The sequence below is a fragment of the Streptomyces sp. NPDC004134 genome (genome assembly GCF_042874195.1).
Lineage (GTDB): Bacteria > Actinomycetota > Actinomycetes > Streptomycetales > Streptomycetaceae > Streptomyces.
In genome coordinates, this window is record NZ_JBIAMS010000007.1 from 97,757 (window position 1) to 114,925 (window position 17,169).

Here is a 17,169-nt window from a genome sequence, read left to right on the forward strand (position 1 = left end):
GCCATTCGAGGCCGGATGAAGAACAAGCTGAGCTCGGGTTGCGACCTCACTGACACCAGCACTTCCGCTGCGGCGCAGCTCAGCGCTTGACTAGCGAGCGAGGGCCGGACCGGGAGAGGCTTCGGAACGCCACCCCGGCGCGGTGCCGTCGCGCAGGTGTTGCGTAACCTCAGCGACCCGGGCAAGCCGTGCTGGGACACGACCAGGTGTGAAGGCCGTAGGAACCACACCATGGAGCCAGAATGACGGATCATCACGAAGAGTGGCGGCTTCTGAGCGGCAGTACCCTCGTCGGCACGATTGCCGTCGACGTGCCTGGAATGCCCTGGCAGCGCGGACGCTTCTCCCCTCAGCCTGCCTTCAGCCAGTTCAAGCCCTGGTTTGACGAGATCAACGCCATTGTCGAAGCCGAGGAGTTCGAACGGTTCGATGAGGTCTACGACCTCATCGAAGGCGCCCTGACCCTGGAGTCACCATGGGGGCCCGTTGCTGAGTTCCTCCTACACATCGATCAGGATCGCGCCTGGTTCCGCTGGAACGAGGGCTCAGCGACAAGTTAAAACTAAAGCTAACTGATCGTGGTAGTCGAGCACTTGCCCCAGCCCCGTACGCAACTGCCGTGTCTCGTTGGCCGGCGTCAGCGACTTGACCTCGGGGACCGTCAGCCGGTTGCGCCCGTCTCGCCATGCCACGTCGAAGTGGGGTCGGCTGCCGCGGGAGAGAGCACCTTGAAGCCCTGCGCTTGAGCGGCAGCAGCCAAGTCGTTCTGAAGTCGGCGATGGGTCCGGAGGTTGCGGCCCGACAGGTCCGGATCAGGGCCACTCGGTGCCTCTGACGCCTCTGGCGTCACGTCCTCGTCTGCCGGCCGGTAGTTCGTTCCCACCGATACCTGGGGGGCAGGCCGCGTGGTGGAGCCGATTCCTCCTTTCCCCTCGCCGCCGTCACGTCGGTGAAGCTCCGCGCGGTGGATCTCCTCGCCCGGCTTCGGCCCCCGGCCCGGGGCCCCGCCCGAGGTCTGGCTCATCAGCTCGGAGACCGCCTCCCATTGGGCGTCTGCGAGCCGATGAGGATTGCCGGCGAACGGCTGCGTGAAGATGGTGGTCTTCGCCACGCGCGGGTCTTCGGCGATCCGGCTGCGCGGTACGACGCCCTCCAGCCACCTGTCGACAGCCAGCGGCACGTACCACCGCTCACCGGGGTCCTCCCGCCAGTACCCGCCATCGCTGGGCGGACCGAACCACGGCGCCCCCGTGATGCGTCCATGGGCAACCAGGCCGCCGTCGGCGCCCGTGACCCACAGAGCGAAGGGGTCGCCAGGTGCGAGTTGCCCCCGATAGCGGTGGACGCTCCAGGAGTCGGGAGTGTGCCCGTCACGTCGATACGCCTCCAAGTCGAAGACGCTCGGGTTGCAGGTCAGGATCCAACCGGTCATGCGCCCCCCCAGACGACTGCAGGCGACTCGTGGTGCTCGGAGAGTACGTCAGAGCACTGACACCGCCGAGCGGAGCTCGACGGCGTGGGGCACCTGCCGTCGTGACGAATGCCGATCAGCGTGCACTGTGCACCATCGGACCGCCGAACTGGGCGCCGTGCACATTGGTCCGGAGGCATTGCTTCCCGGGGTGGCCGCGTTAGCTTTGCGGCCCGCCATCGCCGACTCTTACCCCACGGGGGTCGGCTTCGGCGCTTCCGGAACCGACATCGGAGTGACCGCCTTCAGTGACTGCCCCGGGGCCGGCTCTGCCTCCGAAACTCCCGCCGGCGAGCCCGACGAGAGTCCCCTCCGGGACACAGACCGGCTCTCCCGCCGCCCGTGCCGTACGCGGGCATGAAAATGCCCCCTCCGAAGAGGGGGCTTCGTGTGGCTGGGGCCGGGGTCGAACCGGCGACCTTCCGCTTTTCAGGCGGACGCTCGTACCAACTGAGCTACCCAGCCCGGTGGCTGGGGACCAGAGTCCCCAGTCGGGTGGCCCTCAGGCGGTGCCCGAGGGTGGCGGTCCTGACGGGATTTGAACCCGCGGCCTCCACCTTGACAGGGTGGCGAGCACTCCAAACTGCTCCACAGGACCAGGCTTGCGCGAGCCCTAGTCTCGCACAGTGTGATGCGTGATCCCTACCGGGATTCTCCGTCGTCGGCTACGGGCCGTGACGTCGCTGGATCAGCGTAGCAGAAGCCCCGCCTGGTGCCCTAAACGAAGCCGCGGGGCTCCGACAGCCCGAAGAGGCGGGCCGCGTTGTCGTGGCAGACGGCGCGGAGCCAGGCTTCGTCCTGGTCCTGGGTGGTCAGCGCCTCCAGGGCGGCCGCGTAGGGGTACGGGGTGTTCGGGAAGTCCGTGCCCAGGAGGATGCGGGCGCGCAGGGCGGCCAGGCGGGGGCGGGCGTGGGGTGGGAAGGGGGCGGCGGACTCGGAGAAGGCGGTGAACGCCATCGTCGTGTCGAGCATGACGTCCTCGTGGCGCTCCGCCAGCGTCAGGAAGTCCTCGTACTCCGGCATCCCCAGATGCGCCACGACCAGCCGCAGCCGCGGGTGCCGCTTCAGCAGCGCCGCGATCGGCCCCGGGCCGGTGTACGGGCCCGGGACCGGGCCGGAGCCGCAGTGGGTGACGACCGGGAGGCCCGCGTCGGCCAGGAGGGACCAGACCTCGTCGAGCACGGGGTCGTTCGGGTCGTACGCGCCGACCTGGAGGTGGCACTTGAACACCCGCGCCCCCTGCCCCACCGCCCGCCGTACGTCGTCCGCCGCGCCCGGCTCCGCGAAGAACGTCGCCGTGTGCAGGCAGTCCGGCGTACGGGCCGCGAAGTCGGCGGACCAGTCGTTGAGCCACCGCGCCATGCCCGGCTTGTGCGGGTACAGCATCGACGTGAACGCGCGCACCCCGAAGCCCCGCAGCAGCGCCACCCGCTCGGCCTCCTCCTGCCGGTACATGATCGGCCAGGGCCGCCCGACCAGCGGGCCGGCGGCGTCGAAGTAGGCCCACACCTTCGCCAGCACCCGCTGCGGCATGAAGTGGGTGTGCACGTCGATCAGATGCTCCAGGCCGAGCGCGCGGCGAAACGCCGCCACCCGGTCACGTTCGGCATCGTCGGCACAGGTCACAGGGCTCTTCTCCCGTTCGGCTCGGGGTCGGGGGCGAAAACCTGCCTCCCCCGATCGTCCCCCGGCCGGGAGGCGGTCCGTAAGCCGTCTCGGTGAGGAGAGACGGATGCCTCAGTCGGCGTACGCCCCCCGCCGGTGCCCGGCATGGCGCTGCGGCCGCCCCGGCCGGGCGGGCCGCGGCCGCCGCCCGCCCGCCCGCGCCTCGCCCGGAGGGGAAGAATGCCGTAAAGCAGCCCACTTTGCTCGGTGAAGCATAAAATGTGGACAATGCGCACCGAAGAGGTCCTATCCGGCCTGGGTACGGGCGTCTGGCGCTGGGCGGCGCACACCGACCGGGTGGTGCTGGATCCGCAGGCCGCCCGGCTGCTCGGGCTGCCGCCCGCGCTGGTCACCGTGCACGCCTCCGCGGTACGCGCCCGGCTGCACGGCGTCGACTTCATCGAGCTCAACGGCATCCTCGACCTCGCCCTCGCCGAGGGCACCCTCGCCGAGGGCCGGCTGCGCGTCATCGACACCGACGGGGACGTCGTACGGGTGGTGCGCTGCCGGATGCGGGCGCTGGAGTCGGCGCCGGGGGAGCAGACCGACATCGTCGGCACCATCCAGGAAGTCATCGACGCGCCCGCGGGACCCGGCGACGGACCGCAGGGGACCAGCGACTGGCGGCTGTCCCGGGAGGCGTTCCTGCTCTCCGCCGGCCGTGCGCTCGCCGAGGCGCGCTCGACCGACCAGGTGCTGCGGGTGGCGGCGTCGCTGTCGATGCCGGGGTTCTCGCCGGACGGCATGGGGGTCTTCGCGGTGGAGGGCGACGACCTGGTCCTCATCGGCCAGCACGGCTACCGGCCCGAGGAGACCGAGCCGTTCCGCACCATCCCCATGGACTCCTCCTTCCCCTCCGCGGAGGCGGCGCGCACCTCCCGCGCCGTGTACATCGCGGGGCGCGAGGAGTACCAGCGCCGCTTCCCCGAAGCGTGGGAGTACGCCCGGGCGGTGCCGCGCGGGTCGTGGGCGTTCCTGCCGCTGATCGCGGAGGGGCGGACGGTCGGGGCGTGGATGGCGGCGTTCGAGGACGTGGTGCCGTTCACGCCGGACGAGCGGTCGGTGCTGACGACGGTGGCGCGGATGCTGGGGCAGGCGCTCTCGGACGCGCACGTGCACGAGTCGGAGCGGGAGCTGGCGGACGGGCTGCAGCGCAGCATGATGCCCGCGGTCGCCCGGGTCCCCGGCTTCGACGTGGCGGCGCGGTACGTCCCCTCCGGCGGCGGGCTGCAGATCGGCGGCGACTGGTACGACGTCTTCGGCCTGCCCTCCGGGCAGACCGCCCTGGTCATCGGGGACGTCCAGGGGCACGACGTACGGGCCGCGGGGCTGATGAGCCAGCTCCGTATCGCCATCCGCGCGTACGCCTCCGAGGGCCACCGTCCGGACGCGGTGCTGACCCGGGCCTCCGCCTTCCTCACCCGGCTCAACGAGCGGCAGGTCGACGACCCCGCCGACGCCCGCTTCGCCACCTGCCTGTATCTCCAGGCCGACCCGGTGACCGGCACGCTGACGGTGGCCCGCGCCGGCCACCTCGACCCGGCGGTGGCGCTGCCCGACGGCACGATGATCATCCACCCCAGCGACGGCGGCCTGCCGCTCGGCATCGAGGCCGACCCGGTGTACCCGCTCTCCGAGCACAAGATCGACCCGGACGAGACCATGCTCCTGTGCACCGACGGCCTGGTGGAGACCGGCGGCCACGACCTGTACAGCGGGCAGGCCCGGCTCGGCGCGGCGTTCGAGGCGACGCTCGGCGCGGGTCTGGAGACGGTGGCGGACGCGATCGTGGACACGGTCACGGGGCCCGGTTCGTACGCCACCCGCGGGCCGCACTCCGGGCGCAGCCAGGACGACATCGCGTTCGTCCTGCTCCGCACCGCGGGCGCGACCCGGCTGGCGCACCCGGAGTCGGAGCGGCACATGTACCTGGCGGTGCCGCAGTCCGAGCAGCAGCGCATCTCCGACGCCCGGCACCAACTGCGCGGCCTGCTCTACGACTGGGCGACCGCGGACCAGATCGACGCGGCGGAGCTGGCGCTCTCCGAGATGATCGCGAACGTCATGATGCACACCGACAGCACCGCCAACGTCCTCGCGGACCTCACGGGACCGCCGGGACGGCGCGTGCTGCGGATGACGATCGCCGACGCGGACGGCAACCTTCCGCACCGCCGCCACCCGGGCGAGATGGCGTCGTCGGGCCGCGGGGTGCTGCTGTTGCAGGCGCTGTGCGACAACTGGGGCGTCGAGCCGCAGGGGGACGGCAAGGCGATCTGGGCGGAGTTCCGCGAGCAGGACCAGGGGTGAGCTGAACGGCGCGTAACGCCCGTGCGAACAGCAGTACTTGTCGCCGCTGAACAAAACGGTCCGCTGAACAACTCCCTTCGCCACCCTCTGACCTGCACTCACGCCCGGCCGCCCGGCGAACCGCTAAACGGAGGGAGTAACTCCGCGCGGTTTGTCGGATCATTGTGCGAATGAGGGCGGGGGCGCCAGTGACTCCTGACCTCGTGAGGCAATGGGAGGGGTTCAGTGCGCAGACACATCAAGAGGGCGGGAGCCGCCGCCTTAGCGGCTGCCGCGGCGACGGCGCTCACGGCGGGCCTCACGGCCGCGCCCGCGGCGTCCGCCTCGCCGGCAGCCGGCTCTGCCGGGTCGTCCGGGGGGAACGGCTCGGCGCAGTACGCGAAGCAGGGTGGCACCTGGGTCACGCTGATCACCGGTGACCGGGTACGGGTCGACGCCGACGGCAAGGCCGTGGTGATCGACCGCGGGCCGGGCCGCGCGGGGATACCCGTACGCACCTTCGAGCGGGCCGGCCACACCTACGTCGTCCCGCGCGACGCCACCGCGCTCGTCGCGGACGGCACGCTGGACCGCCGGCTGTTCGACGTCACGTTGCAGGCGCGCCCCGAGTACGTACGCCAGCAGCGCGCGGGCCTGAAGCTCATCGTCGACTACCGCGGCGAGAGCCCCGCGGCGCAGAACCGGCTGCACGCCGCCGACGGCACCGACGTCGAGCACCGCTTCCCGCGGCTCAACGCCGAGGCCGTCACCACCGCCAAGGGCGAGGCGGCCGGGGCCTGGAAGGCGCTGACGCGCGCCCGGCAAGGCGGCAGCGCCGCCGAGCCGCTGGCCGCCGAGTCCGGCGTCAAGCGCGTCTGGCTGGACGGCGTACGCCGCGCCAGCCTGGACGTCAGCGTCCCGCAGATCGGCGCTCCGGCCGCCTGGAACGCCGGCTACAAGGGCGACGGCGTGAAGATCGCCGTGCTCGACACCGGCGTCGACGAGACCCACCCGGATCTCGCCGGACAGGTCCTCGCCAGCGAGAACTTCACCCCGGCCGCCGACGCCGAGGACCGCTACGGCCACGGCACCCACGTCGCCTCCATCGCGGCCGGTACCGGCGCGAAGTCGGGCGGCAAGTTCACCGGCGTCGCGCCGAAGGCGAAGCTGCTCGCGGGCAAGGTGCTCGACGACGACGGCTACGGCGACGACTCCGGCATCCTCGCCGGCTTCGAGTGGGCCGTCGCCCAGGACGCCGACATCGTCAACCTCAGCCTCGGCGGCGGCGACACCCCCGAGGTCGACCCGCTGGAGGAGGCCGTCAACCGGATCTCCGCCGACGAGGGCGTGCTCTTCGCCGTCGCCGCCGGCAACGAGGGTTCGGGCAGCCACACCATCTCCTCGCCCGGCTCCGCCGACGCCGCGCTCACCGTGGGCGCGGTCGGTGCGAACGGCGGGCTGGCGGGCTTCTCGTCCCGCGGCCCGCGGATCGGCGACAGCGCGGTCAAGCCCGACGTCACCGCCCCCGGCGTGGCGATCACGGCGGCCGCCGCGCCCGGCAGCGTCATCGACCAGGAGGTCGGGCAGAACCCCGAGGGGTATCTGACGATCGACGGTACGTCCATGGCGACGCCGCACGTCGCGGGCGCCGCCGCGCTGCTCGCGCAGCAGCACCCGGACTGGACGGGCCAGCAGCTCAAGGCCGCGCTGTCCGCGTCCGCCAAGCCCGCAGCCAAGCGCGGTGCGTTCGGCCAGGGCGCCGGGCTCATCGCCGCGGACCAGGCGATGGGGCAGTCGGTGGTGAGCGAGCCGGCGTCGCTGAGCTTCGGCAGGCAGGAGTGGCCGCACCAGGACGACGAGCCGGTGACGAAGACCATCACGTACCGGAACCTGGGCGCCGAGGACGTCACGCTGTCGCTGACCGCGTCCACCGTGCAGCCCGGCGGCGCCGCCGCGCCCTCGGGGATGTTCAGCATGGGCACCGACGTGATCACCGTCCCGGGCGGCGGCACCGCCGAACTGCCGGTGACCGTCGACACCCGCCGCGGCGGGGACGTCGACGGCGCGTACTCGGTGTACGTCACGGCGGCCGGCGACGGCCAGCGCGTCGTCACCCCGGGCGGCGTGGAGCGGGAGGGCGAGGCGTACGACGTCACCCTGAAGTTCCTCGGCCGCGACGGGCAGCCGACCACGGACGGCGCCGCGCTGCTGACCGGCATGGAGGAGAGCAACTGGGAGATCTGGGAGGAGACCGCGGGCCAGAGCACCGCCACCGTGCGGGTGCCGAAGGGCCGTTACCTGGTCGGCGGCGACATCGCGAAGTTCGACGGCGACGAGCTGACCGAGTACGACTGGATCAACCAGCCGCGCCTGGACGTCACCGGGGACACGACCGTCACCCTCGACGCCAGGACCGCGAAGCCGGTCGACCTCAGCGTGCCGGACGCGGCCGCCGTACGGACGAACCTCGATCTCGGCCTGGACGTCGGCATCGACGGCATGGGCATGGCGCTGAGTTCCTCCGTCGAGGGCGACGTCGACGCGCGCACCGCGCACCTCGGCCCGGCGACCGGCGCAGGCGAGCTGTACCAGCAGGTGCAGGCGAACTTCGCGAGCGGCGCGCGCACCGAGTACCAGACCGTCTACAGCGACGCCAACCGCACCACCGCCTGGACCGGCATCACGCGGGCCACCCCGCAGGGCGAGCTGGCCAAGCTCGACCTCACGCTCGGCTCCTCGGCGGCAGGCCGGCAGGGCTGGGTGTGGGCGGTGCCGTACATCGCCGGGAGCACCGGTGCCACGGCCACGGCGCGGGACCTGCCGTACGAGGGCACGCTGTACGTGCGCGGCGGCGACCGCATCAACTGGGAGCTGGAGTACTGGCAGCTCGGCGACGAGTGGGAGGACATCGCCTACTCGACACAGGCGCGCACCTACGCCGGCGGGAGCACGTACAAGGAGTCCTTCAACGCCGCCGTCGTCGGCCCGATCCTCACGAGCGACACCGGCGTCTACCGCGAGGGCAACACGATCGACGCCCTGATCCCGGTCTATCTCGACAACCCCGCCCACTACGGCTACTCGGCGTACGAGAACGCCGACACCACCCTCTACCGCAACGGCACGAAGCTGGGGTCGGTGGCCGACCTCCCGATCGGCACGCAGTTCACGGTGCCGGCGGGCAGCGCCGACTACAAGCTCACCACCTCCTCCACCCGCCCGGCCACGGTGGCGCAGACGTCCACGCAGGTGACCGCCACCTGGACGTTCTCCTCCGCCAGGACCGACGGCCCGAAGAGGCTGCCGTTCTCCGTGGTGCGCTACTCGCCGACGCTGTCGGCGGCGAGCAGCTCCAACGCGGGGGCGACGAAGTCGGTGCCGGTCAAGGTGCAGGGCTCGGCGGCGGGCAGCAACCTCAAGTCGCTGACCGTGTGGGCCTCCACCGACCGGGGCGCGACCTGGAAGGAGCTGCCGGTACGGGACGGCAAGGTCACCGTGGTCAACCCGGCCGCGGGCAAGACCGTGTCGTTCAAGGCGAAGGCCGTGGACAAGCAGGGCAACAGCGTCCAGCAGCGGATCTTCGACGCCTACCGGGCGCGCTGACCGCGGGCGCCGCCTGCCGGACGTCCCGTACGTGACCGGTCGCTGACCGGCCCGTACGGCGGCAACGGCAGGACAGCAGCACAACAGCACGGCAGAACGACGGAACGGCCCCTGGTCCGGAGACGGATCAGGGGCCGTTCGCCGTACGGGCCCTCAGGCCGCCGTCCGTACCAGCTTCCGCCGCGGCGCCGCCCGCTCCGCCGCCAGCGACGCGAACAGCTCCTCCCACCGCGGATGCACCGCCTCCGGCGCGTACATCCGCGACTTGGCGAGCGCGGCCATGCCCATGTCCGCGCGCATGCCCTCGTCGTCCATCATCTGCCCCATGGCCACCGCGAGCGCGTCCACGTTCTTCGGCGGTACGAGCAGCCCTTCGCGGCCGTCGGTGAGGACGTCCGCGGGTCCCGTCGGGCAGTCGTAGCTGACCACCGGCAGGCCGTGCGTCATCGACTCGATCATGACCATCGGCAGGCCCTCGAAGCGCGAACTCAGCACGAACATCGACGCCTTGGCCAGCTCGTCGTCGAGCCGTGCCGTGAAGCCCATGAGGAAGGCGTGGTTGTAGACGTGGTGCTGCTCGATGAGCCGGCGGAGCTGCGGTTCCTTGTCGCCGGTGCCGAAGATGCGCAACTGCCAGTCCGGGCGGGTGGCGACGGCCTGCGCGAACGCCGGGATGAGGAAGTCGAAGCCCTTCTGGTTCTTCAGCCGGCCGGCGGCGATCGCGATGCGGTTCGCGTACGTCGACTGGCGCTTCGCGCCCGTGTGCACGGCGTTGGGGATGCACACGACGCGGGTGCCGGGCAGCAGTCGCGCGTACTCCTCGCGGTCCCGCTCGGTGAGCACGGCGACCGCGTCGAAGCGCGAGTAGAGCCGGGTGATGGCGGCGCGCACGTCGGGGTGGTGGGTGGCCAGGTTCATGTGCTCCTGGCCGACCCGCACCACGTCGGTGCTGGCGTGCTGCGCGGCGAGGATGTTGAGCGACGGGCGGGTGGTGACGAGCGCCCCGCCGCGCAGCCGCGCCATCCAGCGGATCACCCGGGTCTCCACGTCCCGCGTGAAGTGCTCGCGCGAGACCTCGCCGTTCGGTACGAACCGGGAGGGCCGGCCGCGGTTGCTGAACCGGGCCGCCCACACCCGCGGTTCGGGGGCGGCGGGGGCGCCGTAGTCGTCGACGATCGCGGTCACCCGCACCCGCCGGTCCAGCGGGAACCACGGCGACTCGCGGCGGCGCAGGACGCTGATCACCTCGACGTCGTGGCCCGCGGCGGCCATGGAGCCGGCCTGGTTGAAGACCGTGCGGATGGTGCCGCCCTTGCCGTACGCGTTCAGGAGAAGATAGCGGATCTTCACGAGAGCGTCCGGGAGAGGTCGTCGCGGAGCTGGCACGCGATGGAGAGGTTGTCGCGGACGGTGTAGTAGGGCTTCACCTGGATGGTGTCGGCGTCGGACGACACGGACTGGGCGGGGAACACCATGATGTTCTTCTTCTGCTCGATGTCGTCGAGGATCCGGGTGGCCCGCAGCCGGACCTCCCGGGCGCCCGCGCCGGCGGTCAGGTGGAGGTCCCACTTCGCGGGCAGCGCGATCCCCGAGGGCGCCAGGTCGGCGACGGGCACGCTGACCTCGAACGTCTCGCCGTGCAGCGTCGCGGGGTAGTCGAGGCGGCGCTCGGGCGAGCCGGTCAGCGTGACGGCCAGCCGCCAGCGCGGCGCGACGTCCCCGGCCGCCGGAACGCCGTGGAGGCGGCCGACGATGCGGATGAGGCCGTCCCGCGGCCAGACCTCGGTGACCTCGGCGCAGGGGTCGTCGGCCGCCGCGTCCGCGGCCGCGCCCTCCGGGTCGACGAGGTAGCCCCACGCGGTGCTGATCTCGCGCAGCGGCTCGGGCACCTCGGCGGGCTCGGGCAGTGCGCGGCCCTGCTGGACGCGGCCGCTGCGGATCTTCTCCTTCCAGTCGCCGAGCCCCTTCGGCAGCTCGCCCTCCTCGCGGGGGCCGTAGTCGAGCATCTCCGGCTCGTACGCGATGCCGAGGAAGCCGCAGATGCTGCGGAGCACGCTCTCGGGGTCGGCGGTGAGGTCCTCGTAGCGCACGAGGTGTCCCGGCAGCTCCCGGCGGGCGCGCTCGGTGGCGCGGGTGTAGTGCAGGGCCTGGAGCGCGGCCTGTTCGGGGGTGCGCTTGGAGGGGTCGGCCTCGTACCAGGACTGCGCGATGGAGGCCGGGTGGCGCAGCAGGAAGACGAAGCGGGCGTCGGGCCAGCAGGCGGCGATGCGCTGGTACGCGAAGGCGTTGTTCGGCGTCTTCTCGACCAGGACGTCCTTGCCGGAGCGGACCAGCTCGCGGTGGAGCACGCGGTCCCAGAGCAGGTGCTCCAGGTCGGTGCGCTGGAGGTCCAGCTCGTTCATCGCCTCCACGGCCAGCTCGGTGCCGGCGCTGACCTCCAGCCGGCGCACGTGCAGCTCGTGCGGCGCGTGCAGGCGGGAGTGGCCGCCGAGGAGCATGCGCAGCAGGGTGGCGCCGGAACGTACCGGGGTGATGATGAAGACGGGCTGCTTGATCAGCCGGTCGACCTGCGGGTTCCGGGGCGGGCGGTAGTCGGGCCGGCGGCCGGGGCGCACGGCGGGGGCGGCGGCCTTCGTCTTCTTCCGGTGCGGCCTGGGCGCGCGCCGGATCTGGAGGCCGGTCAACCGGCCGAGTGCTCTGTTCAGTTGCCGCAGCATTGTCCACCCGTCCGTGCGAGAGGTGTTTCCGGCCCGGAAAACGACGCGGCGGCCGAAGGGTTGCGCTTCGGCGGATTCTTCAGATCTCCGTACGGGGGAACGCGCCGGTGAGGCGGGGGGCCCGGCAACGGGTTCGTGCACAGGGGGTTGACAGCCCCGCGGGCTTGCCCGACGGTGGGAGCGCTCCCATAGCTTCAAGCCTTGCACGCAGTACGCACGTTGCACGGACGGCGCAGGCCATGCGCCGCGCATGTGCTCCGCACGTCGATCCGAGGGCACTCCCCCACGTGCCGCGCACGCACGCAAAGCCCCGGTGGCGGGAGAGCCTTCCCGCTGCGTCCCGCCACCGGTCCCGCTATCCGAGAGGAGCACGAGAGCCGCGATGACAGTGCGAAGAAGCAGCAGTGGCAGCAGCCCCGGCCGAAGTGGCGGCGGACCACGCACCAGCACCCCTGCCCGTACGCGACGCAGACCCTGGCGGCCCGCGGCGATCCTCGCCGCACTCGCCGTCGGTGCCGCGCTGGTGCTCACCGGCACCGTGGCGCCCGCCGCAGGCGCGGCCGCCCGCGTGGACAACCCGTACGCCGGCGCCACCCCGTACGTGAACCCCCAGTGGTCCGCGAGGGCCACGGCCGACGGCGGTGGCGCCGTCGCCGACGAGCCCACCTTCGTCTGGATGGACCGCAGGGCCGCCATCGGCGGCGTCGGCGAAGCCTGGGGCCTGGAACGGCACCTGGACGAGGCGCTGACCCAGGGCGCCGACCTGTTCCAGGTCGTCATCTACAACCTGCCGGGCCGCGACTGCTCCGCGCTCGCCTCCAACGGCGAGCTGAAGCCCGAGGAACTCGACCTCTACAAGTCCCAGTACATCGACCCGATCGCCGACATCCTGGCCGATCCCAAGTACGCGAGCCTGCGCATCGTCACGCTCATCGAGCCCGACTCGCTGCCCAACATGGTCACCAACGCCGGCGGCACGGACGGCTCCACGGACGCCTGCGTACGGATGAAGCAGCTCGGCAACTACGAGAAGGGCGTCGGCTACGCGCTGAGCACGCTGGCCGACATCCCCAACGTCTACAACTACGTCGACGCCGCCCACCACGGCTGGCTCGGCTGGGACTCCAACCTGGCGCCCGCCGTGGACGAGTTCAAGAAGGCCGCCACCTCCGAGGGCGCCACCGTCGGTGACGTGCACGGCTTCATCGTCAACACGGCCAACTACTCCGCCCTGCACGAGCCGTACTTCGAGGTGGGCGGCAATGTCGGCGGCACCCCGGTGCGGCAGGCGAAGTGGGTCGACTGGAACCAGTACGTCGACGAGCTGTCCTTCGCCCAGGCGCTGCGCGGCCTGCTCGTCTCCCGCGGCGGCTTCGACCCGGGCATCGGCATGCTGATCGACACCTCCCGCAACGGCTGGGGCGGCACCGCCAGGCCCACCGGGCCGGGGCCGACCACCTCCGTGGACGACTTCGTCAACGGCGGCCGCGTCGACCGGCGCATCCACGCCGGCAACTGGTGCAACCAGTCCGGCGCGGGCCTCGGCGAACGGCCCGTCGCCGCACCCGAGTCGGGGATCGACGCCTACGTCTGGGCCAAGCCCCCGGGCGAGTCGGACGGCTCCAGCCGGGCGATCGACAACGACGAGGGCAAAGGCTTCGACCGGATGTGCGACCCCACGTACGAGGGCAACCCGCGCAACGGCAACAACCCGACCGGCGCCCTGGCAGACTCGCCGCTCTCGGGCCACTGGTACTCCGCGCAGTTCCGCCAGCTCGTCGCGAACGCCTACCCGCCGGTCGACGGCGGCCCGGGCCCCGGCGACGACACCCAGGCGCCGACCGTGCCCACCGGGCTCCGGGTGACCGGGACCACGGGCGCCAGCGCCTCCCTGTCCTGGACGGCGTCGAGCGACAACGTCGGCGTCACCGCGTACGACGTCTTCCGCGACGGCACGCAGGTCGGCTCGACGGCCGGCACGTCGTTCACGGACAGCGGGCTGCGGGCGGGCACGTCGTACGCCTACGCCGTCCGCGCCCGTGACGCGGCGGGCAACGCCTCGGCGCGTACGTCCACGGTGACCGCCACCACCGGCAGCGACGGCGGCGGTGGCGGCGCGGTGAAGGCGCAGTACAAGAACACCGACACGGCCGCGACCGACAACCAGATCCGGATGGGCCTCCAGCTCGTCAACACCGGCAGCACGCCGGTGAACCTGGCCACGGTCAAGGTCCGCTACTGGTTCAGCGGCGACTCCGGCGCGACGTCGTTCGCCACCTGGTGCGACTGGGCCGTCGTCGGCTGCGGGAGCGTCACGCACGGCGTGAGCGCGTCCGGCTCCTCCGCACCCGGCGCGGACCGGTACCTGGAGGTGGGCTTCGGCTCCGGCACGCTGGCGCCGGGCGCGTCGACGGGCGAGATCCAGGTGCGGCTGGCGAAGAGCGACTGGTCGAACTTCAACGAGTCGGACGACTACAGCCGCGCGACGAACACCGGCTACGCGGACAACCCGCGCGTCGGGGTCTACACCTCCGGCACGCTCACCTGGGGCACCGCCCCCTGACCGGCCGGGCGGACCCTCCCCCGCCCGCCCACCCCGGACCACCCGTCCGGGCCCGACGCCCCCACCCGGCCCACCACCGGCGTGGGGGCGTCTTCGTACGGGGGCGGCTCCCGCCCGGGGGCTGCGGGTGGTGACGGGAACAGGAGGTCGGGCACGGCTCGGGGGAGGCCGCGCCGGCGTCCGTGTCAGGGCTGTGGTGGGCCGCAGGAGCGCCGTCTCCTCCCAGGCCCCCCGCCTCCGCCTCTCCGCCCCTTCTCCGCCTGTCGCCGCGCCGGCCCCGGCCCCGCGGGCGCCTCCCCGGTCGCGACGCGGTGTCACTTCGCGGGGTTGTCAGGTGCCTCGGCGTCAACGAGCATGGCAGCGCCCGTAATTGACATGGCCACTGCCAGTTTTACGGAGGGGAGACCCCGTGTCGCCGCAACCGCGAGGTACGAACCGGAGGACCGTCCTGGCGGCCGGTGCCGCCGCCACCGCCGCCGCCGGGATCACGGCGGGGCCGGCCGCCGCGAGCGGCCCCGCCGCGCCCGCGGGCGAGGGCTCCGGCCGCCCGCCCGCCACCGTCCAGCGGCCGGGACGTGAACTCCGCGCCCTGCTCGCCGAGGTGGACGCGGGACGGATCGAGGCCGACGTGCGCCGCCTCGCCGCCTTCGGCACCCGGCACACCCTCTCCACCCAGGACGACCCCGACCGCGGCATCGGCGCCGCCCGCGACTGGATCCACCGCCGGATGCGTCAGCACGCCGCCGCCTCCGGCGGCCGGATGACCGTCGAGCTGCAGTCCTACGTCCAGCAGCCCGCCAACCGCATCCCCGTCCCCACCCGCATCACCAACGTCCTCGCCACCCTGCGCGGCGACACCGACCCCGACCGCGTCTACGTCGTCTCCGGCCACTACGACTCCCGCGCCAGCGACGTCATGGACGCCACCTCCGACGCCCCCGGCGCCGACGACGACGCCTCCGGCGTCGCCGTCGCCATGGAGCTGGCCCGGGTGCTGGCCACCCGCCGCACCGCCGCGACGATCGTGCTGGCCGCGGTGGCGGGGGAGGAGCAGGGGCTGTACGGGGCGGCGCACATGGCGGAGCAGTTCAGGATCGGGGGCACCCGGGTCCAGGGCATGTTCACCAACGACATCGTCGGCAGCTCCACCGCCGACGACGGCACCCGCGACCCGCGTACCGTACGGCTCTTCGCCGAGGGCGTCCCCACCGCCGAGACCCCCGCCGAGGCCAATACCCGCCGCTCCGTCGGCGGCGAGAACGACTCCCCGGCGCGGCAGCTCGCCCGGTTCGTACGCGACGTGGCGGACAACGACGCCACCGGGATGGGCGTCCGCGTGATCTACCGCCGCGACCGCTACCTCCGCGGCGGCGACCACATCCCGTTCCTCGAACGCCGCTTCCCCGCCGCCCGCTTCACCGAGCCCGCCGAGGACTACGCGCACCAGCACCAGGACGTCCGCGTGGAGGACGGCAAGCAGTACGGCGACCTGCCCGAGTTCTGCGACTTCGGCTACATCGCGCGCGTCGCGCGGGTCAACCTCGCCGCCGTCTGGACCCTCGCCCAGGCCCCGGGCACGCCCACGGGCGTGGGCATCGTCACCTCCGCGCTGACCAACGACACGGAGCTGGTCTGGGACCGCGGCACGGAGCCGGACCTCGCCGGGTACGAGGTGGTGCGGCGGGAGACGACGGCGCCGGAGTGGACCGACGTGGAGCCGGTCGGCGACGTGACCCGGCACACCGTGCGCGCGTCGAAGGACAACCTCTTCTTCGGCGTACGGGCCGTGAACCGCGCGGGGCAGCGCAGCCCGGTGGCCTTCCCGGTCCCGCGGAGCTGAGTGCGGCGGGATGCCGAGTGCTGTGTGCTGCGGGGGCCGCCGCGGCGGCCCCCGCTCAGTCCAGGTCCGGCACCCGCGCCAGCTTGTCGGGGTTGCGCATGATGTCGATCGCCGTGATCCGCCCCGCGTCCACCGTGAACGACAGCACCGACAGGTGCCCGTCCTTGCCCCGCATCGCCAGCCCCGCCGTGCCGTTGACCTCGATCGGGCGGATGTCCAGCGGCCCCACGAAGTCCGCGTACGCGACGATCATCTGGCCCACCCGGCCCGACTTGCGCTCGGTGCGCTGCAGCGTGACGGCCTTGCCGCCGCCGTCGCCGCGCAGCACCACGTCCGGGTCGAGCAGCGCGATCAGCCCCGGCAGGTCGCCGTCCTGGCACGCCGCGGTGAACGCCGCCACCAGCTCCCGCTGCTGCGTCTGGGTCGCCGGCGTCCGCGGCCTGCCGTCCTCCACCTGCCGCCGCGCCCGCGACGCCAACTGCCGTACGGCCGCCGGCGAGCGGCCGACGACCTCGGCGATCTCGGGGAACGGCACGCTGAAGACGTCGTGCAGCACGAAGGCGGTGCGCTCGGCGGGCGACAGCCGCTCCAGCACCACCAGCAGCGCCATGCTCACCGACTCGTCCAGCGTCACCCGGTCGGCCGGGTCGTCGTCGGAGCGGCCCGCGACCAGCGGCTCGGGCAGCCAGGTGCCCACGTACTGCTCGCGCCGCGCCCGCGCGCTGCTCAGGGCGTCCAGCGCCAGCCGGCTGACGGTCGTGGTCAGCCAGGCGCCCAGGTCGCGCACGTAGCCGGGGTCGTCGAGCCGCCGCAGCCGCAGCCACGCCTCCTGCACGCAGTCCTCGGCCTCCACCAGGGAGCCGGTCATCGTGTACGCCACACGCAGCAGCCGCGGCCTGTTGGCCTCGAAAGACCGTGCGAGCATTTCCTCCGTGTCCCGCGGGGCGCCCTGCTTGGTCTGCGGTGCGGCGTCCTGCGCGTCCCGATTCGTCATTCCCCTGTCCCGTTCAGCCGAAGGGCC

Annotated in this window: 10 protein-coding genes and 2 tRNA genes; 5 read left to right on the forward strand and 7 right to left on the reverse strand. The window is 72.6% G+C overall.

Annotated features, from left to right (window positions below):
- Positions 1-242: 242 nt before the first annotated feature.
- Entirely contained in the window at positions 243-560 is a 318-nt protein-coding gene (locus ACFYVJ_RS12240; protein ID WP_388889554.1) for a hypothetical protein, read from the forward strand.
- A gap of 101 nt (positions 561-661) precedes the next feature.
- Here ACFYVJ_RS12240 and ACFYVJ_RS12245 read toward each other — a convergent pair whose 3' ends face one another.
- From ACFYVJ_RS12245 to ACFYVJ_RS12260, 4 genes are all read right to left on the reverse strand, one after another.
- Positions 662-1,432 (reverse strand): hypothetical protein, encoded by a 771-nt coding sequence (locus tag ACFYVJ_RS12245; protein ID WP_388889556.1) that lies wholly within the window; start codon positions 1,430-1,432, stop codon positions 662-664.
- 430 nt (positions 1,433-1,862) lie between these two features.
- A tRNA-Phe gene (locus ACFYVJ_RS12250) sits at positions 1,863-1,936 on the reverse strand.
- 55 nt (positions 1,937-1,991) lie between these two features.
- Positions 1,992-2,069 (reverse strand) — tRNA-Asp (locus tag ACFYVJ_RS12255).
- Between the two features lie 119 nt (positions 2,070-2,188).
- Complete coding sequence (locus tag ACFYVJ_RS12260) at positions 2,189-3,004, reverse strand: amidohydrolase family protein (protein WP_388889909.1); 816 nt, start codon at positions 3,002-3,004, stop codon at positions 2,189-2,191.
- A 360-nt stretch (positions 3,005-3,364) separates the two neighbouring features.
- Between ACFYVJ_RS12260 and ACFYVJ_RS12265 the strand changes: the two genes are divergently transcribed.
- Both ACFYVJ_RS12265 and ACFYVJ_RS12270 read left to right on the forward strand, forming a co-directional pair.
- Positions 3,365-5,446 (forward strand): SpoIIE family protein phosphatase, encoded by a 2,082-nt coding sequence (locus tag ACFYVJ_RS12265; RefSeq protein WP_388889558.1) that lies wholly within the window; start codon positions 3,365-3,367, stop codon positions 5,444-5,446.
- Between the two features lie 225 nt (positions 5,447-5,671).
- Positions 5,672-9,028 (forward strand): S8 family serine peptidase, encoded by a 3,357-nt coding sequence (locus tag ACFYVJ_RS12270; protein WP_388889561.1) that lies wholly within the window; start codon positions 5,672-5,674, stop codon positions 9,026-9,028.
- 153 nt (positions 9,029-9,181) lie between these two features.
- On the opposite strand, the gene ACFYVJ_RS12275 is transcribed toward ACFYVJ_RS12270, so the two are convergent.
- Positions 9,182-10,378, reverse strand: coding sequence for a glycosyltransferase family 4 protein (locus ACFYVJ_RS12275; RefSeq protein ID WP_388889564.1), 1,197 nt, complete (start codon positions 10,376-10,378; stop codon positions 9,182-9,184).
- Positions 10,375-11,745, reverse strand: a complete 1,371-nt coding sequence (locus tag ACFYVJ_RS12280) for a sulfotransferase family protein (protein ID WP_388889566.1) — start codon at positions 11,743-11,745, stop codon at positions 10,375-10,377. Before ACFYVJ_RS12280 ends, ACFYVJ_RS12275 begins: the two co-directional genes overlap by 4 nt.
- Before the next feature lie 523 nt (positions 11,746-12,268).
- Here ACFYVJ_RS12280 and ACFYVJ_RS12285 point away from each other — a divergent pair.
- Both ACFYVJ_RS12285 and ACFYVJ_RS12290 read left to right on the forward strand, forming a co-directional pair.
- A complete protein-coding gene (locus ACFYVJ_RS12285; protein ID WP_388889912.1) occupies positions 12,269-14,308 on the forward strand; it encodes a glycoside hydrolase family 6 protein in 2,040 nt (679 codons plus the stop codon).
- A 409-nt stretch (positions 14,309-14,717) separates the two neighbouring features.
- Positions 14,718-16,148: a M20/M25/M40 family metallo-hydrolase gene (locus ACFYVJ_RS12290; protein WP_388889569.1), complete on the forward strand. Its 1,431-nt coding sequence runs from the start codon at positions 14,718-14,720 to the stop codon at positions 16,146-16,148.
- Positions 16,149-16,203: 55 nt separating this feature from the next.
- Here the strand turns inward: ACFYVJ_RS12290 and sigJ are convergent, their stop codons facing one another.
- Positions 16,204-17,142 carry an RNA polymerase sigma factor SigJ gene (gene sigJ / locus ACFYVJ_RS12295; protein ID WP_388889571.1) on the reverse strand — a complete coding sequence of 313 codons (939 nt, stop codon included), beginning with the start codon at positions 17,140-17,142 and terminating at the stop codon, positions 16,204-16,206.
- Positions 17,143-17,169: the final 27 nt, after the last annotated feature.

Bases quoted from the DNA above. Each gene is read 5' to 3' on its own strand.
- ACFYVJ_RS12245 (WP_388889556.1), bottom strand. From the start codon at position 1,432: ATGACCGGTTGGATCCTGACCTGCAACCCGAGCGTCTTCGACTTGGAG.
- ACFYVJ_RS12265 (WP_388889558.1), top strand. From the start codon at position 3,365: ATGCGCACCGAAGAGGTCCTATCCGGCCTGGGTACGGGCGTCTGGCGC.
- ACFYVJ_RS12280 (WP_388889566.1), bottom strand. From the start codon at position 11,745: ATGCTGCGGCAACTGAACAGAGCACTCGGCCGGTTGACCGGCCTCCAG.
- ACFYVJ_RS12240 (WP_388889554.1), top strand. From the start codon at position 243: ATGACGGATCATCACGAAGAGTGGCGGCTTCTGAGCGGCAGTACCCTC.
- sigJ (WP_388889571.1), bottom strand. From the start codon at position 17,142: ATGACGAATCGGGACGCGCAGGACGCCGCACCGCAGACCAAGCAGGGC.
- ACFYVJ_RS12260 (WP_388889909.1), bottom strand. From the start codon at position 3,004: ATGCCGCAGCGGGTGCTGGCGAAGGTGTGGGCCTACTTCGACGCCGCC.